The 18,470-nt window shown below is 71.0% G+C and carries 17 protein-coding genes and 1 tRNA gene; 12 read left to right on the plus strand and 6 right to left on the minus strand.

All coding sequences use genetic code 11. The features are described from left to right. Positions 1-322 (minus strand): DUF2510 domain-containing protein (locus QM626_RS01715; RefSeq protein ID WP_415073298.1); only part of this gene is annotated, 322 nt, incomplete at its 3' end. 34 nt (positions 323-356) lie between these two features. On the opposite strand from QM626_RS01715, the gene QM626_RS01720 reads away from it, so the two are divergent. After that, positions 357-432 (plus strand) — tRNA-Val (locus tag QM626_RS01720). 31 nt (positions 433-463) lie between these two features. On the opposite strand, the gene QM626_RS01725 is transcribed toward QM626_RS01720, so the two are convergent. The 3 genes from QM626_RS01725 to zapE all read right to left on the minus strand — a co-directional run bounded on the left by QM626_RS01725 (position 464) and on the right by zapE (position 3,570). Beyond that, positions 464-979 carry a type II toxin-antitoxin system PemK/MazF family toxin gene (locus tag QM626_RS01725; protein ID WP_415073300.1) on the minus strand — a complete coding sequence of 172 codons (516 nt, stop codon included), beginning with the start codon at positions 977-979 and terminating at the stop codon, positions 464-466. An 86-nt stretch (positions 980-1,065) separates the two neighbouring features. Further along, positions 1,066-2,337 carry an ammonium transporter gene (locus QM626_RS01730; protein WP_415073302.1) on the minus strand — a complete coding sequence of 424 codons (1,272 nt, stop codon included), beginning with the start codon at positions 2,335-2,337 and terminating at the stop codon, positions 1,066-1,068. A gap of 201 nt (positions 2,338-2,538) precedes the next feature. Continuing rightward, positions 2,539-3,570, minus strand: a complete 1,032-nt coding sequence (gene zapE / locus QM626_RS01735) for a cell division protein ZapE (RefSeq protein WP_415073304.1) — start codon at positions 3,568-3,570, stop codon at positions 2,539-2,541. A 118-nt stretch (positions 3,571-3,688) separates the two neighbouring features. Here zapE and QM626_RS01740 point away from each other — a divergent pair, with 118 nt between their 5' ends. Continuing rightward, positions 3,689-4,591: a sulfurtransferase gene (locus QM626_RS01740; RefSeq protein ID WP_415073306.1), complete on the plus strand. Its 903-nt coding sequence runs from the start codon at positions 3,689-3,691 to the stop codon at positions 4,589-4,591. A 21-nt stretch (positions 4,592-4,612) separates the two neighbouring features. Continuing rightward, entirely contained in the window at positions 4,613-5,050 is a 438-nt protein-coding gene (locus QM626_RS01745; protein ID WP_415073308.1) for a SufE family protein, read from the plus strand. Position 5,051: 1 nt separating this feature from the next. On the opposite strand, the gene QM626_RS01750 is transcribed toward QM626_RS01745, so the two are convergent. Continuing rightward, complete coding sequence (locus tag QM626_RS01750; RefSeq protein ID WP_415073310.1) at positions 5,052-6,251, minus strand: alpha/beta hydrolase family protein; 1,200 nt, start codon at positions 6,249-6,251, stop codon at positions 5,052-5,054. A 25-nt stretch (positions 6,252-6,276) separates the two neighbouring features. Here QM626_RS01750 and QM626_RS01755 point away from each other — a divergent pair, with 25 nt between their 5' ends. The 4 genes from QM626_RS01755 to QM626_RS01770 all read left to right on the plus strand — a co-directional run bounded on the left by QM626_RS01755 (position 6,277) and on the right by QM626_RS01770 (position 11,469). Beyond that, the gene (locus QM626_RS01755; RefSeq protein ID WP_415073312.1) at positions 6,277-6,858 is read left to right on the plus strand and encodes a DUF3000 domain-containing protein; all 582 of its coding nucleotides are present in this window, start codon (positions 6,277-6,279) and stop codon (positions 6,856-6,858) included. Beyond that, a complete protein-coding gene (locus tag QM626_RS01760; protein WP_415073314.1) occupies positions 6,855-8,051 on the plus strand; it encodes an HRDC domain-containing protein in 1,197 nt (398 codons plus the stop codon). The genes QM626_RS01755 and QM626_RS01760 overlap by 4 nt, the downstream gene beginning before the upstream one ends. Positions 8,052-8,125: 74 nt before the next feature. Further along, complete coding sequence (locus QM626_RS01765; protein ID WP_415073316.1) at positions 8,126-9,328, plus strand: thiolase family protein; 1,203 nt, start codon at positions 8,126-8,128, stop codon at positions 9,326-9,328. An 8-nt stretch (positions 9,329-9,336) separates the two neighbouring features. Further along, the gene (locus QM626_RS01770; protein WP_415073373.1) at positions 9,337-11,469 is read left to right on the plus strand and encodes a 3-hydroxyacyl-CoA dehydrogenase NAD-binding domain-containing protein; all 2,133 of its coding nucleotides are present in this window, start codon (positions 9,337-9,339) and stop codon (positions 11,467-11,469) included. A 28-nt stretch (positions 11,470-11,497) separates the two neighbouring features. Here the strand turns inward: QM626_RS01770 and dxs are convergent, their stop codons facing one another. Further along, positions 11,498-13,450, minus strand: a complete 1,953-nt coding sequence (dxs, locus tag QM626_RS01775) for a 1-deoxy-D-xylulose-5-phosphate synthase (protein ID WP_415073318.1) — start codon at positions 13,448-13,450, stop codon at positions 11,498-11,500. 222 nt (positions 13,451-13,672) lie between these two features. On the opposite strand from dxs, the gene QM626_RS01780 reads away from it, so the two are divergent. From QM626_RS01780 to QM626_RS01800, 5 genes are read left to right on the plus strand one after another with little or no spacing between them, the layout of a single operon-like run. Next, positions 13,673-14,707 carry an iron-siderophore ABC transporter substrate-binding protein gene (locus tag QM626_RS01780; protein WP_415073320.1) on the plus strand — a complete coding sequence of 345 codons (1,035 nt, stop codon included), beginning with the start codon at positions 13,673-13,675 and terminating at the stop codon, positions 14,705-14,707. Then, the gene (locus tag QM626_RS01785; protein WP_415073322.1) at positions 14,704-15,702 is read left to right on the plus strand and encodes a FecCD family ABC transporter permease; all 999 of its coding nucleotides are present in this window, start codon (positions 14,704-14,706) and stop codon (positions 15,700-15,702) included. The genes QM626_RS01780 and QM626_RS01785 overlap by 4 nt, the downstream gene beginning before the upstream one ends. Next, entirely contained in the window at positions 15,699-16,778 is a 1,080-nt protein-coding gene (locus QM626_RS01790; protein ID WP_415073324.1) for a FecCD family ABC transporter permease, read from the plus strand. The genes QM626_RS01785 and QM626_RS01790 overlap by 4 nt, the downstream gene beginning before the upstream one ends. Further along, positions 16,775-17,611, plus strand: coding sequence for an ABC transporter ATP-binding protein (locus QM626_RS01795; protein WP_415073325.1), 837 nt, complete (start codon positions 16,775-16,777; stop codon positions 17,609-17,611). Before QM626_RS01790 ends, QM626_RS01795 begins: the two co-directional genes overlap by 4 nt. Positions 17,612-17,616: 5 nt before the next feature. Then, positions 17,617-18,459, plus strand: a complete 843-nt coding sequence (locus QM626_RS01800) for an erythromycin esterase family protein (protein WP_415073326.1) — start codon at positions 17,617-17,619, stop codon at positions 18,457-18,459. The last annotated feature ends 11 nt before the right edge of the window (positions 18,460-18,470 follow it).

An 18,470-nucleotide genomic window follows, 5' to 3' on the forward strand; every position in this document is an offset into this window, starting at 1 on the left:
CGGGCGGGGCGGGGGGAGCTGCCTGCGCCGGCGCGACGGGCTGTTCCTGCGCGGGCGCGACGGGCTGAGGAGCCGCCGGCGCGGACGGGACGGGTGCCGGCGGCTGCGAGGCGGGCGGCGCCACATGCTCCGTCCACGCCGTGCCGTCCCAGTACCTGGTCTGACCCTGACCGTCGTCGTACCAACCCGCCGGTGTGGACATAAGCGCCTCCGCTCCCGTTCTGGCGTCAGAGTACACCTCGCCCGCCGACCTCGACGCGGCCCTTTTTCGGGCCGTGGAGTCCGCGCTATGGTCACGCGCGTTCGGGAGCGGGCGCCGCATCCGGTATGCTCGAGAACCGGCCCGCGTGGCCGATGGGCGATTGGCGCAGTTGGTAGCGCGCTTCCTTCACACGGAAGAGGTCGTCGGTTCGAGTCCGGCATCGCCCACCAGTCAGAAGCCCCGTCCTCGGGCACTGCTCGCTCAGCGCGGCGGGATCCAGCCGTACCGCGTGCTCAGCTCCGTGGCGACGCGCTGGAACGACGCCCGGTCCAGCGCCGCGGCCTCGCGCCGCATCCCCGCATCGAAGACGACATAGACCTGGTCGAGGTCGATCCACGACGGCCGACCGGCGAGGTCCCACGCCCCGGAACCGAGCGAGACGTACGCGTGGTCGTGGTCATGCGGCTTGCTGGTGAGCTTGACGGCGTAGACGCTGACCGCGTCCCGACGCGCGATCACCAGCACCGGCCGGTCCTTGCCGCGACCGTCGCGCTCGGCGTACGGCACCCAGGTCCACACGATCTCCCCCGCGTCCGGCACGTCGTCGCGGCGCGGTGCATAGGCCAGCGCGAGTCGCCCCAGTCGGCGCGGGTCGACCTCCTGCGTCGTCGGGCGCGCGGCGGCCGCGTGCGCGCCGGGCGCTGTGGCACGCGCCGACGACGGCGCCCCGACGACGGCGTGACGGGCTCGTCGCATCCAGGAGAAGAGTCCGGCCACCTCCCCACGCTACGTCACCCGGACGTCGCCGCGCAGAAGGGGCGCCACGGTCGAGACCGTGGCGCCCCATGCGCTGTGCGCGAGGATCAGACCTCTTCGACGGCGAGGGCGTAGCCCTCTTCGCCGTGGACCGTCGTGTCGACGCCCGCGATCTCGTCCTCGTTCTTGATGCGGAAGCCGACCGTCTTCTCGATGGCGAAGCCGATGATGTAGGCGACGACGAAGGAGAACACGAGCACGGTGACCGCCGCGATCAGCTGCAGGACCAGCTGCTCGTAGTTGCCGCCGACGAACAGGCCGGTGTCGGTGGCGAAGAAGCCGAGGTACAGCGTGCCGATGAGACCGCCGACGAGGTGGACGCCCACGACGTCGAGCGAGTCGTCGAAGCCGAGCTTCCACTTCAGCTCCACCGCGAGGGCGCAGACGGCGCCGGCGATGATGCCGAGCAGCAGCGCCCAGCCCGGCGTCAGGTTGGCGCAGGACGGGGTGATCGCGACGAGACCGGCGACGGCACCCGAGGCGGCGCCGACGGAGGTCGCCTTGCCGTCCTTGAGCTTCTCGACGATGATCCAGCCGAGCACGGCCGCCGCGGTCGCGCCGAGCGTGTTGATCACGATCAGGCCGGCAGGCGAGCCGATCGCCGCGATGCCCAGCGCGTCGCCCTCGGTGGGCTCGAACCAAGCCGCGGCACCCGCGTTGAAGCCGAACCAGCCGAACCACAGGATCGAGGCGCCCAGGAGCACGAGCGGCACGTTGTGGGGCTTCGAGATGCCCTTCTGGAAGCCGACGCGCTTGCCGAGCACGAGCGCGAGGGCGAGGGCGGCGGCACCGGCGTTGATGTGCACCGCGGTGCCACCGGCGTAGTCGATGACCTCGGTCGAGAAGCCGAGGTTGGTGCCGAGGTTGAAGATCCAGCCGTTGACGTTCCACACCCAGCCGGCGACCGCGAAGTAGTCGATCGTCGCGAACAGGAACGCGAAGATCATCCAGGAGCCGAACTTGGCCCGGTCGGCGATCGCGCCCGAGATCAGCGCGACCGTGATGATCGCGAAGGTCGCGCCGTAGGCGACCCCGGTCAGGTTCGTCGTCGCCGACTCCGCATCACTGGCCATCGTCCCCAGACCGAAGTCGCTGAACGGGTTGCCCAGGATGCCGCTCCACCAGTCGGCGTTCTGCATGTTGTAGCCGTACAGGATCCACAGGACTGCGATCAGCCCCATGGAGCCGAAGCTCATCATCATCATGCTGACGACGCTCTTCGCCTTGACCAGACCGCCGTAGAAGAACGCCACACCGGGCGTCATGAACAGCACCAGGGCCGTCGCGGCGATGTACCACGCGAGATTTCCGCTATCCATCAGATTCCTCATCCATGTGTCGTGTTACTCAGTGACCCATAGCGGCCGCAAGTGAGGGCGCGGTGCATTCGGGTGAGGCCAGTCTCGCCAGCAACGGTTACCGTCCGTAGGCCGGGAGTGTTTCCCTGTCGTTACAGCGTCGAGCCCTGGGTAAACATCAGGTTTCGCGGAGCCGAGAACCCGCCCGCGGTATGCCGTGTGTCAGGAGTGCGTGAGGGCGATCAGGCGAGAGATGGCGCGCAGATACTTCTTCCGGTACCCGCCGGCGAGCATCTCCTCGGCGAAGACGCGGTCCAGGCTCAGACCGGTCGCGCGGATCGGGATCTGCGCGTCGTACGCCCGGTCGACGAAGGCCACGAACCGCAGCGCGGCGGACTGATCGGTCAGCTCGGCGACGCCGCGCAGCCCGATCGTGTCGATCCCGTCGATGAGACGGATGTAGCGGGACGGGTGGACGCGGGCGAGGTGCGCGACCAGCGCGTCGAAGGCGTCGTCGGACGCCACGCCCGCCGCCGCCGCCCGCGTCAGCGACGCGTCGTACTCGGGCTCGGTGAGCACCGCGGCGTGCCCGTCGAAGGCACGCTGCCGGAAGTCGACGCCGTCGATGCGCAGCGTCTCGAAGCTGTCGGACATGGCGCTGATCTCGCGCAGGAAGTCCTGCGCGGCGAAGCGTCCCTCGCCGAGGGCGTTCGGCGGCGTGTTGGAGGTGGCCGCCAGCTTCGTGCCGCTCTTGACGAGCTCGCCCAGCAGCCGCGTCATCACCATCGTGTCGCCCGGGTCGTCCAGCTCGAACTCGTCGATGCACAGCAGGTCGGACCCGCGGAACAGCTCGACGGTCTGCTGGTAGCCGAGCGCGCCGACCAGGGCCGTGTACTCGATGAACGATCCGAAGTACTTCCGCCGAGCCGGCATGCCGTGGTAGATCGACGCCAGCAGATGCGTCTTGCCGACGCCGAAGCCGCCGTCCAGGTACACACCCGGCTTGCGCTCCGGCGCCTTGGGCGCGCGCCGGAACAGCCCCCGCTTCGCGGTGTCGACGACGCCGCCGCCGGCGAAGGAGATCAGCGTCTCCTTCGTCTCCTGCTGGGACGGGTAGGCCGCATCCGCCCGGTACGAGTCGAAGCTGGCCGTGGCGAACTGCGGCGGCGGCACGAGCGAGGCCACCATCTCCGCCCCCGAGACCTCCGGGGTGCGGTCGGCGAGGTGCACGATGCCGGCGGTCGTCACTGTCATGCGGGGCCCCTGTGTCACATGTTTACGAAGCAGATGCGTCCTCGTCCGACGAATCCTAGGGTCGAAGGCAGACGGCTCCACCCTACGCCGTCGCGAACCACCGGCCCGAGGAGCCCCGATGACCGTCGCCACCGACACCACCTCCGAAAAGTTCGCCGCCTATGCGCACCCCGAGCGGCTCGTCACCACCCAGTGGCTCGCCGAGCGCCTGGGCAGCCCCGGCCTGGTCGTCGTCGAGTCCGACGAGGACGTGCTGCTGTATGAGACCGGGCACATCCCCGGCGCCGTGAAGGTCGACTGGCACACCGAGCTCAACGACCCGGTCCTGCGCGACTACGTCGACGGCGAGGGCTTCGCGGAGCTCCTGAGCCGCAAGGGCATCTCACGAGACGACACGGTCGTCATCTACGGCGACAAGAACAACTGGTGGGCCGCCTACGCCCTGTGGGTGTTCTCGCTGTTCGGCCACCGGGATGTGCGCCTGCTCGACGGGGGCCGCGACCGCTGGATCGCGGAAGGCCGCGAGATCACGACCGAGGTGCCCTCTCCGGAGCCGACCGAGTATCCCGTCGTCGAACGTGACGACAGCGTGCTGCGCGCGTATCGGGACGACGTGCTCGCGCACCTCGGAAACCCCCTGATCGACGTCCGCTCCCCCGAGGAGTACAACGGCTCGCGCACCTCGGCGCCGGCCTACCCGGAGGAGGGCGCGCTGCGAGCCGGCCACATCCCCTCCGCGCAGAGCGTGCCGTGGGCACGGGCCGTCGCCGAGGACGGCACCTTCAAGCCGCGCGCCGAGCTGGATGCGATCTACCGCGGCGAAGCCGGCCTGCAGGACGGCGACAAGGTGGTGGCGTACTGCCGCATCGGCGAGCGCTCCAGCCACACCTGGTTCGTGCTGCAGCACCTGCTCGGGTTCGAGAACGTGCGCAACTACGACGGCTCCTGGACCGAGTGGGGCAGCTCGGTGCGCGTCCCGATCGTGACCGGAGCCGAGCCCGGCGAGGTGCCGGTTCGCTGATCCGATGGAAGGATGGAGTCGATGAGCGACTCCATCCTTCCCCCGGTCCTCGCTGAGATCCGCGACGAATTCCTCGAGCTCGACGAGCCCGAGCGGCTGCAGCTGCTCCTGGAGTTCTCGCGCGAGCTGCCCGAGATGCCGGCGGAGTATGCCGACCATCCCGAGGCCTGCGAGCGGGTCGTGGAGTGCCAGTCCCCCGTGTTCATCGTCGTGGACGTCGTGGACGGCGTCGTGACCATGCACGCCTCGGCCCCGCCGGAGGCGCCGACCACGCGGGGTTTCGCGAGCATCCTGGCGCAGGGGATCTCCGGGCTGCCGGTCGACGAGGTGCTGGCGATCCCGGACGACTATCCGCAGAGCATCGGCCTGACCCGCGCGGTCTCGCCGCTGCGCATCGCCGGGATGACCGGGATGCTGCTGCGCGCCAAGCGGCAGGTGCGCGAGAAGAGGGGCGCCTGAGTCAGCGGACGACGATGTCCTGGTCGGCCAGCCAGGCGGTGATCACGTCGTTCCAGCGATTCTGGTCGTAGTTCCAGAGCTTGGTGTGGCGTGCGCCTGTGAACGTCTCCATCCGCACCAGATCGGGCCTGGCCGCTGCGAGTGCGTGCGACCCGTCGGAGGGCACGAACCCGTCGTCGTCGCTGTGGAGCAGCAGGATCGGCACCCGGAGCTCGGCGGCACGCGCGGCCGCGTCGAGCTTGTCGAACGGGATGGGCGCGCCGCCGCCGGTGAGCCGCGCTCCCCAGTCGCTCGCCAGCGTGCGCAGCGCGAGGGAGGTCAGCGGCTGCGGCAGTCGCATCTGCTGCGCCTGGTAGCCCAGCACGATGCGCCAGTCCACGACGGGCGAGTCCAGGATGATGCCGACGATCCGGTCGCGATGGGCGGAGTTCAATGCGAGCTGCAGGCAGATCGCCCCGCCCATCGACCATCCCATCAGCAGGATGCGGCGCGCACCGGACCGGCGCGCGAACCCGACCGCGGCATCCACGTCACGCCATTCGGTCGCTCCCAGTCCGTAGGTGCCGCTGCGGCTGCGGGGCGCGTCCGCGTCGTTGCGATACGAGACCACCATCGTCGTCAGTCCCAGCGAATGCAGCAACGGCACCGCGCGCAGGCACTCGGCGCGCGTCGTGCCGCGACCGTGCACCTGGATGCACCAGGTGTCCCCGTCTGCGGGGAACACCCACGCCGGGCACGGCCCGACCGCGGAACCGACGAGGTGCGAGGTGAAAGGAAGGTGCAGCTGCTCGGGTCGGTCGTAGTACCACCCGCTGAACGCCGCGTCGACGGCCAGCTTCGCGCGGGCATCCACATGGGTCAGCAGCTTACGGGTGACCGCGGCGGCGTCCTCGTGCAGGACGCTGCCGAGCTTGATGTAGTCCTCGCTGCCCCGCGTGAACAGGCCGTACCGGCCGGGAAGCTCCGTGTCCGGCGTGCGGGACAGGCTGATCGTCTGCGCCGCCGTGTCGAGACCGAGGATGCGGGTGTCGGCACGCCGCGCGGCCGGAGTGATCACCAGCCGCGCGACGCGCAGCGCGGCGGCGAACCAGACGAGGCCGATTACGCCGAAGCCCGCGATGATCGCTGTGAGTGCAGAGAGGATGCCGGCCCGCGCCGGGGTGGATGCGCCGAGACCGGCGGCGCGCCTGGGGGCCTTCATCGAGGCATCACTCTAGTCTGTCGCCGTGGTATCCCAGCGTCCTGAGTCGTCCGGCTTCGCCGACGTCGTCGCAGCAGCCCGGGAGCTGCGGTTCCGCGACGACCTGCACGTGCACGAGATCCCCGCCCCCTCCGCACTGGCGCCGGATGCGTTCGCCCTCGCGGCGGATGTCCGCCCGGATGACGACGGCGGTGCGTCCGAGTACGGCACCGGTCGGCTCGTGCTGCTGCACGACGCGGAGGAGCCGGATGCGTGGGACGGGGCGTGGCGGATCGTCTGCTTCGCACAGGCACCGCTCGAACCCGAGATCGGCACCGATCCACTCGTCGCGGAGGTCGCATGGTCGTGGCTCGTCGATGCGCTCGACTCGCGTGGCGCCGACTACCACGCGATCTCGGGCACCGCGACCAAGACGCTGTCCACGGGCTTCGGCGGGCTCGCGGCCGACGGCGACGGCGCGCAGATCGAGTTGCGCGCGTCCTGGTCGCCGTCCGGCCCCATCGCCGCGCACATCGAGGCCTGGGGCGAGCTGGTGTGCATGCTCGCGGGTCTGCCGCCGGGATCGGAGGGCGTCCACCTGCTGCGCACGCCGGGACGGGCGTCGTGACGGAGTACGTCGTCGTCGCCGACGAGGACGGCTTCCTCCGTGCGATGGCCGCGCTCGCCGCGGGCACCGGTCCCTTCGCGATCGATGTGGAGCGGGCCTCCGGCTTCCGTTACTCGCAGCGCGCCTACCTCGTCCAGATCTGGCGACAGGACACCGGCGTGGTGCTGCTGGACCCGCCGGCGCTGCAGGACGTCGACCGGCTCCAGCCGATCCTCGCGTCGGACGAATGGATCCTGCACGCCGCCAGCCAGGACCTGCCCTCCCTGCGCGAGCTGGGACTCGAGCCGCCGCGTATCTTCGACACCGAGCTGGCCGCGCGCCTGCTCGGTCACGAACGGGTGGGCCTGGCCGCGGTCGTGGAGCGCACGCTCGGCATCAGCCTGGCCAAGGAGCACTCCGCCGCCGACTGGTCGACGCGTCCGCTGCCGCAGAGCTGGCTCGAATACGCGGCCCTGGACGTCGTGCACCTGCGCGGCGTGGCGGAGGCGCTGCGGGCGGAGCTGGCGGCGCAGAACAAGGCCGGGCTCGCCGCCGAGGAGTTCCAGGCCGTCCTGGACCGCCCGGCGAAGCCGCCGCGCGCCGACCCGTGGCGACGACTGAGCGGGCTGCACACCCTGCGCGGCCGGCGTGCCTACGCGGTGGCGCGGGAGCTGTGGACCGAGCGGGAAGCACTGGCGCAGACCGTCGACGTGTCGCCCGGGCGACTCGTGCCCGACCGGGCGCTGGTGGCGGCCGTGGCCGCCGATCCGCAGACCAAGCGCGCGCTGGCGGCCCTCAAGGAGTTCACCGGCCGGGCCAGCCGTTCCGAGCTGGACCGCTGGTGGGCGGCGATCGAACGCGGCCGCGCGGCCACCGATCCGCCGCCGGAGCGGGTGCCCAGCGACACCCTGCCGCCGCCGCGCGCGTGGGCCGACCGCAACCCCGACGCGGATGCGCGCCTGAAGGCCGCGCGGCCGCTGGTCGAGCAGCGCGCGAGCGAGCTGCGGATGCCGACCGAGAACCTGCTCACCCCGGAGCTGCTGCGACGTCTCGCGTGGGATCCGCCGCAGCCCACGGACGCGACGTCCATCGGCGCGGCCCTCGCCGATGCCGGCGCCAGACCCTGGCAGATACGCGAGACCGCACAGGTGATCGCCGATGCCTTTGTGGAGTCCGTGCAATCGGCCGACACGGCCCCGGAAGCGGCTTCGTAGATTCGCCCCAACCGATTCCTGGCGCTGCGCTCCCGATTCCTAGGGTGAGAGAAACCCCGTCTTTTGGAGGCAATGTGGCCGTGATTTCGGACGTCTTCTTCGTCGATGGCATGCGCACGCCGTTCGGGCGCGCCGGCGAGAAGGGCATGTATTGGAACACCCGCGCGGATGACCTGGTCGTGAAGACGATCATCGGCGTGATGTCTCGGAATCCCGTCCCCGGCGACCGCATCGACGATGTCGCGATCGCGGCGACGTCGCAGACCGGCGATCAGGGGCTGACCCTCGGGCGCTCCGCCGCGATCCTGGCCGGGCTGCCGCTGACCGTCCCGGGTTTCGCGATCGACCGCATGTGCGCGGGCGCGATGACGAGTGTGACGACGATGGCGGGCGCGATCGGCGTCGGCATGTACGACCTCGCCCTCGCAGGGGGCGTGGAGCACATGGGCCACCATCCGATCGGCGGCAACGCCGACCCGAACCCGCGGTTCGTGGCGGAGAAGATGGTCGACCCCGGCGCGTTGAACATGGGTGTCACGGCGGAGCGGATCTTCGACCGCTTCCCGCACCTCACCAAAGAGCGCAGCGACCGGTTCGGGATGCTGAGCCAGCACAAGGCGCAGGCCGCGTACGAGGCGGGCAAGATCCAGCCCGATCTCGTCCCCGTCGCGGTCAAGGACGCCGATGGCGCGTGGGGCCTGGCCACGGCGGACGAGGGCCGCCGCCCGCAGACGACGATGGCGGACCTGGCGGGCCTGAAGACGCCGTTCCGTCCGCACGGCCGGGTCACGGCCGGCACGTCGTCGCCGTTGACCGACGGCGCCACGATGGGTCTGCTCGCGAGCGGCCACGCGGCGAAGGAGCTGGGTCTGGCTCCGAAGATGAGGCTCGTCTCCTTCGCGTTCGCGGGCGTGCAGCCGGAGATCATGGGCATCGGGCCCATCCCGTCCACCGAGAAGGCGCTCGCGAAGGCGGGCCTGACCATCGACGACATCGGGCTGTTCGAGTTGAACGAGGCGTTCGCCGTCCAGGTGATCTCGCTGCTGGATCATTTCGGCATCGCCGACGACGACCCCCGTGTCAACCAGTGGGGCGGTGCGATCGCCGTCGGCCACCCGCTGGCGGCGTCCGGGGTGCGGCTGATGATCCAGCTCGCCGCGCAGTTCGCCGAGCGCCCGGACGTGCGATACGGGCTCACCGCGATGTGCGTCGGCCTCGGCCAGGGCTGCTCGGTCATCTGGGAGAACCCCCACTACAACGGCAAGAAGCGGAAGTGACAGGCAGCATGAGCAACGACATCGACTTCTCGCCGCTGGCCGACCTCGCCGCAGACGAGGTGGTCACCCGCTCTCTCGTGCGCGACGTGCGACTGCCCTCCGGCAAGGTGCTGGCGCTGATCACCCTCGACAACGGCCGTGACCACACCCGGCCCAACACCCTCGGGCCGCGCACCATGATCGAGCTGGGTGAGCGCCTGACCGAGCTGCGAGCGCGTGCCGCGGCAGGCGAGGTCCAGGCGGTCGGGATCACCGGGAAGCAGTACATCCTCGCCGCCGGAGCCGACCTTTCCGACATCACCCTGCTGCGGTCGAAGGACGATGCCCGGCTGATGGGCCAGCTCGGCCACGCCGTGCTCGGCTCGCTGTCCGAGCTGGGCGTGCCGTCGTTCGCGTTCGTGAACGGGCTGGCCCTGGGCGGGGGGCTGGAGATCGCGTTGAACTCGACCTACCGGACCCTCGACGCGTCGGCTGCCGCGCTCGCGCTCCCCGAGGTGTTCCTCGGCATCATCCCGGGCTGGGGCGGCGCGTACCTGCTGCCGAACCTCATCGGCATCGAGAACGCCCTCGAGATCGTGATCTCCAATCCGCTGAAGCAGAACCGGATGCTGAAGCCCGCGCAGGCGTTCGAATACGGCATCGTCGATGCGATCTTCCCCGCCGCGGACTTCCTCGAGGACTCCCTGCTCTGGGCCGACCGCGTCCTCGCCGGCGAGGTGAAGGTCGACCGCCCGCACGAGCCCGGCAGGATCGAACGGCTCACCAAGTGGCCCATCGCGATCAAGATGGCGCGCGGCATGCTGGAGTCCCGCATCGGCGGTGTGCCGAAGTCGCCCTACGCGGCGCTCGAGCTGCTCGATCGGGCGAAGGGCGGTACGAAGGCCGAGGCGTTCGCCCGCGAGGACGAGGCCCTTGCGGAGCTCGTCACCGGCGACCAGTTCGCGGCGTCCATGTATGCGTTCGACCTCGTCCAGAAGCGCGCGAAGCGTCCCGTGGGCGCTCCGGAGGCGGCGCTCGCCCGCCGTGTCACGAAGGTCGGTGTCATCGGTGCCGGGCTCATGGCCAGCCAGTTCGCCCTGCTGTTCGTGCGCCGGCTGCAGGTGCCGGTGCTCATCACCGACCTGGACCAGGCCCGAGTCGAGGCGGGCCTGGCCTACATCCGCGACGAGCTCGGCAAGCTCGAGGCGAAGGGGCGTCTGGACGGCGACACCGCAGGCAGGCTCCGCGGCCTGATCCACGGCACGACCGACAAGTCCGAGTACGCCGACTGCGACTTCGTCATCGAGGCGGTGTTCGAGGAGGTCGCCGTCAAGCAGCAGGTGTTCGGCGAGATCGAGCAGATCATCGCCCCGGATGCCATCCTCGCGACCAACACCTCGTCGCTGTCCGTCGAGGAGATCGGCGCGAGGCTCGCGCATCCCGAGCGACTGGTGGGCTTCCACTTCTTCAACCCGGTCGCGGTCATGCCGCTGATCGAGATCGTGAGGACGCCGCAGGCGACGGATGCCGCGTTGTCGACCGCGTTCGTGGTGGCGAAGGGGCTGGGCAAGAACGCGGTGCTCACCGCCGACGCACCCGGCTTCGTCGTCAACCGGCTGCTCGCCAAGGTGATGGGAGAGGCCGCGCGTGCGGTCTACGAGGGGACTCCGTTGCTGACCGTGGAGAAGGCGTTCGCCCCGCTCGGCCTGCCGATGACGCCGTTCCAGCTGATCGACCTGGTCGGGTGGAAGGTCGCCGCACACGTCCAGGACACGATGGCTCACGCGTTCCCGGACCGTTTCTTCGCCTCGGAGAACTTCCACGAGCTCGCCGAGCTGCCCGAGGTCGTCGAGAAGGACAAGAACGGCAAGGTCACGGGCTGGTCCAAGGCAGCCCAGAAGGTGCTGAAGACCGGCAAGAGCCCGGCGTCGGAGGCGGAGATCCTGCAGCGGGTGCAGGACGGCCTCGCGCAGGAGATCCGGATCATGCTCGACGAGGGCGTGGTCCCGGAGGTGCAGGACATCGACCTGTGCCTGATCCTCGGCGCCGGATGGCCCTTCATCGACGGGGGCGCCACGCCCTACCTCGACCGCGCGGGAGCCTCCGAGCGCGTGTTCGGCGACACGTTCCACCATCCCCCGATCCGGGGCATCGAGGCCTGACGCCCTCCCGCGACCTCGACGGGGCCGGTCACACGTCGAGGTCGCGGGGCGCGGTGACCCAGATCGGCGAGGTCTCCGTCCCGGCGTGGCGCGCGACGGGGATGCGGGTGCCGAGCACCTGCGCCACCACGTCCTGCGCGATCTTCGACGCCGTCAGCCCCGCGTCGGCGAGGATCTCGTCGCGGGTGGCGTGGTCGAGGAACGCGTCGGGCACGCCCAGCTCGTCCACCGCCGTGTCGACGCCCGCTTCGCGCAGCACCTGCCGGATGCGGGTGCCGATGCCGCCCACGCGGATGCCGTCCTCGATCGTGATGACGAGACGGTGCTCGGCGGCGAGGTCGACGATCGACCGTGGCACCGGGATCGCCCAGCGCGGGTCCGCCACCGTCGCGCCGATGCCCTGGGCGCGCAGCCGTTCGGCGACGTCCATCGCCACGTGCGCCATCGGCCCGATGCCCACCAGGAGAACGTCCTGCGAGCCGGCGCGGGCGAGCACGTCGACGCCGTCGCCCAGCCGCTCGATCGCCGGCAACGGCGCGCCCACCGCCCCCTTCGGATAGCGCACCACCGTCGGCGCGTCGTCCACGGCCACCGCCTCGCGAAGCTCCTCCTCGAGTCGTTCCGCGTCGCGCGGCGCGGCGATGCGGATGCCGGGGACGAGCTGCAGCATCGCCAGGTCCCAGATGCCGTGGTGGCTCGGACCGTCGGGCCCGGTGACGCCGGCACGGTCGAGCACGAACGTGACACCCGCGCGGTGGAGCGCGACGTCCATCAGCATCTGGTCGAACGCCCGGTTCATGAAGGTGGCGTACACCGCGACGATGGGATGCAGACCGCCGTACGCGAGTCCCGCGGCCGATGCGACCGCATGCTGTTCCGCGATGCCGACGTCGTAGACGCGGTCCGGATGCCGCTGCGCGAACGGCAGCAGCCCGGTGGGACGGAGCATCGCGGCGGTGAGCGCGATGACGTCCGGACGCTCCTCGCCGATCCGCACCAGCTCCTGCGCGAACACGTCGGTCCAGCCGGTGCCGGCGGCGCCGCCGAGGCTCTCCCCCGTCACCGGGTCGATCCGGTTGATCGCATGGAACTGATCGGCCTCGTCGTCCAGCGCCGGCTGGTAGCCGCGTCCCTTCTCGGTGATCACGTGCACGATCACGGGCGCGTCGTAGTGCTTGGCGAGCCGCAGCGCCTCGACGAGGCCCGGGAGATCGTGCCCGTCCACCGGGCCGAGGTACTTGATGTCCAGGTTCGAGTACAACGACTCGTTGTTCGTCAGCCGCGAGAGGAATCCGTGCGTGCCGCCGCGCACACCCCGGTACAGCGCGCGGGTGACCGGACCCAGCTTGGTCGACAGGGTGCGCGAGCCCTGATGCAGGTTGCGATAGGTGTCGGCCGTGCGCACGCGATTGAGGAAGCGCGCCATGCCGCCGATCGTCGGGGCGTAGGAGCGGCCGTTGTCGTTGACGACGATGACCAGGTTCCGGTCGTTGTCGTCGGAGATGTTGTTGAGCGCCTCCCAGGTCATGCCGCCGGTGAGCGCCCCGTCGCCGACGACGGCGACGACATGACGGTCGCGCCGGCCGGTCCGGGCGAAGGCCCGCGAGATGCCGTCGGCCCAGCTCAGCGAGCTCGACGCATGAGAGGACTCCACGATGTCGTGCTCGCTCTCCGCACGCTGCGGGTAGCCGGCGAGGCCGCCGCGGGAGCGCAGCCGGGAGAAGTCCTGCCGCCCGGTGAGCAGTTTGTGCACGTACGACTGGTGGCCGGTGTCGAACACGATCGGGTCGCGCGGCGAGTCGAAGACCCGGTGGATGGCGAGGGTGAGCTCGACCACGCCGAGGTTCGGGCCGAGGTGGCCGCCCGTGCGCGCGACGTTCTCGATCAGGAACGCGCGGATCTCCGCCGCCAATTGCTCCAGCTCCGCGCCCGACAGGGCGTCCAGGTCACGCGGACCGGTGATCGTCTGCAGAATCGCCACCCGGTCTCCTCCCGCCGCCCGCGGATCGCTCCCGGCTCGCAGCCGATGCGCGGCGGGCCGACTCGAGTCTATCCGCGGCGTCCGTGAGACCGCCGAGGGTGCCGAGTCGACGACTCGCCGCACGCGGCCGACACTGGCAGGTCGAGATCAGTTAGGTAAGGTTTACCTTTGGGTCGTGACTCCGACTCATCCCCCTGACTGTCAGTGAAAGGACGACTGTTCATGAGAGTGACCATGGGAATGCGGCGCGTGCTCGCCGGGTGCGCCATCCTCGCGGCGGTGACGGCCTCGGCCGTCGGCTGCAGCTCGGACACCGGATCGACGGCCGCGTCGGCGTCGGACGGCTCCGACGCGAGCGCCTTCCCCGTCACGATCGACTCCGCGCTGGGATCGGTCACGATCGAGCAGAAGCCGGAGCGTGTGGTCACGATCGGGTGGGGCAGCCAGGACGTGGCGCTCGCGCTGGGTGTGATCCCGGTCGGCATCCAGGACATGACCGGCGACACCGGCGACGACACCGGCATCCTGCCCTGGGATGCGGAGCTGCTGGGCGACGCCGAGCCCGAGCTGCTCTCCTACACCACGAACGACGTCCCCTACGAAGAGATCCTCGCGCTGGACCCCGACGTCATCCTCGCCGTGAACTCCGGCCTGACCGCCGACCAGTACGCACGACTGAGCGACATCGCGCCGACCGTGGCGTACCCCGGGGAGGCGTGGCTGACCAGCTGGGAGGACCAGACGACCATCGTCGGTCAGGCGCTCGGCCTGAGCCAGGAGGCCGAGGATCTCGTCGACCAGACCGACGACCTCATCGCTCAGGCGAAGGCCGATCACCCCGAGTTCGCGGGCAAGACCATCGCGTTCGCCTCGGGGACGACCACCGACGCCCTGAACATCTACCTCGCCACGGACTCGCGCGTGACGCTGCTGCAGCAGCTGGGCTTCACCATCTCGTCCAGCCTCCCGACCGAGGCCGACTCCTTCGCGGTGCAGGTCAGTCTGGAGAACCTCGCCTCGATCGACTCCGACGTGCTCGTCTCGTGGTACTTGAACACCGAGATCCAGGACTCGCTGGAGTCGTCGCCGCTGTTCTCGTCGATCCCGGCCGTGGCCCGGGGCGGCTATGTGGCGCTCACCGATCCGCCGCTGGTCTATGCGACCAGCGCGGTGTCGGTGCTGAGCCTGCCCTGGATGTTCGACGCCTACCTGCCGGCGTTGCAGGCGGCGGCTGAGGGCGCCTCGCCGCTCACATGACGTCGCGCCGTCGGTGGTCGGGCGTGCTCGTGGTGACGGCCGCGCTCCTGCTGGCGGTGGCGGCGAGCTGCCTGTTCGGCTCGAATCCGCTCTCGGCGGCGCAGGTGTGGCGGGCGTTGTGGCATCCGGACGGGTCCGAGGCCGCGATCATCGTGTGGCAGTCCCGGATCCCCCGCACCGCGGCCGGCCTCGTCACCGGCGCGGCGTTCGGCGTGGCCGGAGCGCTGATCCAGGCGCTCACGCGCAATCCGCTCGCCGATCCCGGCATCCTCGGCGTCAACGCCGGCGCACGGTTCGCGGTGACGCTGGGCATCTCGCTGTCCGGTGCGGCATGGGTGGGAGGCTACGTGTGGTTCGCCTTCGCCGGCGCCGTGCTCGCGACGGTGCTCGTGTACGCCATCGGCTCGGCGGGCCGCGCACCGGCGTCTCCCGCCGGACTGGTGCTCGCCGGCATCGCGCTCTCGGCCGTGCTCACGGGCGCCTCGTCGCTGCTGGCGCTGATCGATGCCGACACCTTCCAGGCGATCCAGAACTGGGGCCTCGGATCGATCGCGCAGATCGGCTGGCCGGATCTGCTGGCGGTCCTGCCCTACCTCGTCGCGGGGCTGCTGACGGCGTTCCTGATCTCGGGCCCGCTCAACGTCGTGGCGCTCGGCGACGAGTTGGCGTCATCGCTGGGCGCGAACGTGAGAGTCGTCCGGGTCGTGGGAATCGTGGCGGTGACGCTGCTGGCTGGCGGGGCCACCGCTCTCACCGGCGGTCTCACGTTCGTCGGACTCATGGTGCCGCATGCGGTGCGCTGGTTCACCGGGCCGGATCAGCGGTGGATCATCGCGTTCACCGCCCTCGCCTCCCCGGTGCTGGTCCTCGGTGCCGACGTCGTGGGACGTGTCATCGCCTATCCGGGCGAGATCCAGGTGGGCGTCGTCGCGGCGGTACTCGGCGCGCCCGCGCTGATCGTGCTGGTCCGTCGCCGAAGGGCGAGCGGACTGTGACCGGGCGCGCGGGGGCACGCACCGCCGACCGGCCGGCGCCGCTCGCTCGACACGTGCGCTGGCGGCGCACCGTCGCCATCCGGATCCGCGTCCGCCGCCTCCTGGTCAACGCGACGCTCGCCGGTGTCGCGCTCGCCGCCGCCGCCATCACCCTCGGCATCGGCGACTATCCCGTCTCGCCGCTCGCCGCCGTGCAGACCCTCCTCGGCCAGGGCACGCATGCGCAGTGGACGGTCGTGGTGGAGTGGCGGATGCCCGTGCTGATCGCCGCGATGTCGTTCGGCGCGCTGCTGGGGGTCAGCGGCGGCGTCTTCCAGTCCCTGACCCGCAACCCGCTCGGCTCGCCGGATGTGATCGGCTTCGACGCAGGCTCCTATACCGCCGTCGTCACGGTGGTCCTTCTCGTCGGGGCGACCGGATACTGGGCGATCGCGGCGGCGGCGATCACCGGCGGCCTGCTCACCGCCGTCGTCGTGTACGTGCTGGCCTACCGGCGCGGCGTCCAGGGCTTCCGGCTCATCATCGTCGGCATCGCCGTGTCCGCCGTGCTCGGCGCGATCAACTCGTACCTGATCACGCGCGCCGACGTGAACGACGCGATCGCGGTCGGTTTCTGGGGCGCCGGGACGCTGGCCGGTGTGCGATGGGAGAACCTCGGTCCGTCGCTGCTGCTCGGCGGTGCGGTCCTGATCGCCCTCGCCGCGTTGTCACGCGAGCTGCACCAGCTCGAGCTCGGGGACGACGCCGCCGTCACGCAAGGCGTGCACGCCGGCCGTGCCCGGGTGCTGCTCCTGCTGTGCGGCGTCGCGGCGACCGCCGTGGTCACCGCCGCCGCCGGGCCGATCGCGTTCATCGCGCTCTCCGCGCCGCAGATCGGCCGCCGCCTGGCCCACGACGCCGGCATGTCGCTCACCTCCGCCGCGTTCGCCGGCGCCGCGCTGCTGTCGCTCGCGCAGCTGCTGTCGGCGGCGCTCTCGGCGTGGCACACCTCGATCCCGGTGGGGCTGATCACCGTCTGCCTGGGCGGTCTCTACCTCATCTGGCTGCTGATCCGCGAGAGCCGGAGGACCGTATGACCCCCTCACCCCCCGACGTCGCCGGACCGGCGCCGCGGCTGTCCGCCGTCGACCTCGCCATCGGATACGACGGCGCCGCCATCTGCGACGGGCTGTCGGTCATCATCCCCGACGGCTCGTTCACCGCCATCATCGGCCCGAACGCCTGCGGCAAGTCGACGCTGCTGCGGGGCCTGTCACGCCTGCTGCGTCCCCGCACGGGACAGGTGCTGCTCGACGGGGCGGACATCCACAGCTATCGGGCGAAGGAGGTCGCGAGACGTCTCGGCCTGCTGCCGCAGTCCTCCCTCGCCCCCGATGGCATCACGACGGCCGACCTGGTCGCCCGCGGCCGGTATCCGTATCAGAGCATGCTCCGCCGCTGGACCGCCGACGACGAACGGGCCGTCGCCGCGGCCATCGCCGCGACGGGCATCGCGCACCTGGGCACGCGGCCGGTCGACGAGCTCTCCGGCGGTCAGCGACAGCGCGCATGGGTGGCCATGGCGCTCGCTCAGGAGACCGACATCCTGTTGCTCGACGAGCCCACCACCTTCCTCGACATCGCGCACCAGATCGAGCTGCTCGAGTTGTTCACCGACCTGCAGCACGCGGGTCGCACCCTGGTCGCGGTGCTCCACGACCTCAACCAGGCCGCCCGCTACGCCACCCACCTGATCGCGATGAGCGAGGGCCGGATCGTCGCCCAGGGCGCACCCGCCGACGTCCTGACCGTCGAGCTCGTCGAGGCGGTCTTCGGGCTGCGCTGCATCATCTCGCCCGATCCCGTCTCCGGCACGCCGCAGGTGGTGCCGCTCGGGCGCGACCGCGGCGCACAGCCGGCGAAGCCGTGATCCCCGTGTCGAGCCGCGTCGCGGCGTCGCTGACCGAGCTCGTCATGCCGACGCGCGTGTTCGGCTGGGCGGAGGGGCTGCACAATCGCGCGGAGTACCTCACCGCGCGCAACGCGGTCGTCGCGCACGGCGTCGATGCCGGCTGGTTCCACATCCTCACGGCCGAGACGAACTTCGCCGCGTCCCGTGCGGTGGACGCCTATCTCGGCGGCGCCGGCGACGATGAGCCCTCGCGCGAGATCGTGGCGGCCGCGTGGTCGTGGCATCCCGGACCGCTTCGCCACAACGCGGAGCTGCTGCGGTGGCTCCGCGTCCGCAACCGGCAGCGGGAGGGCGCCGGCCGCATCCGCTTCTACGGTCTGGACATGTTCGGCGATCAGCACCATCCGAACCCTCCGGTGTCCGAGGCGGCAGACCGTGCCGTCGCCGCGGCGCTGACACGGCGTCTCCGCCGTCACCGCGCCGCCGGCGGCGACCATCGCGACCTCGCGGTGCGGGGCGCCGCGCAGTACGCCGTGCTGCGAGAGGTCGCACACCGTCACCCGGGCGAGCGACTGCTGGTGTTCGCGCAGACCGAGCACCTCGATCCGGCGCGTCCGGCCTCGCTCGGCAGCCGGCTGGCGCGCGGTGCGCTGGGCGAGTACGCGGCGGTGGGCGCGGTGTGGGATCCGGACGACCCCACCGTGCGGTATCCGCTCGGCGGCTATGCCGGGCTGGCGGGGCTCGCCGCAGCGGCCGAGGCGATGCCGCTCCCCGGCGGCGCCGTCCTCAGCGTGCCGACGCCGGCCGACGCGGCGTTCCCGGCGGTCGTGTACGCGTCGCGACTGCACGCGGCGCCCGAGCTGTGACCCGGACGCCG

The organism is Microbacterium sp., from assembly GCF_047606385.1.
Taxonomy (GTDB): domain Bacteria; phylum Actinomycetota; class Actinomycetes; order Actinomycetales; family Microbacteriaceae; genus Microbacterium.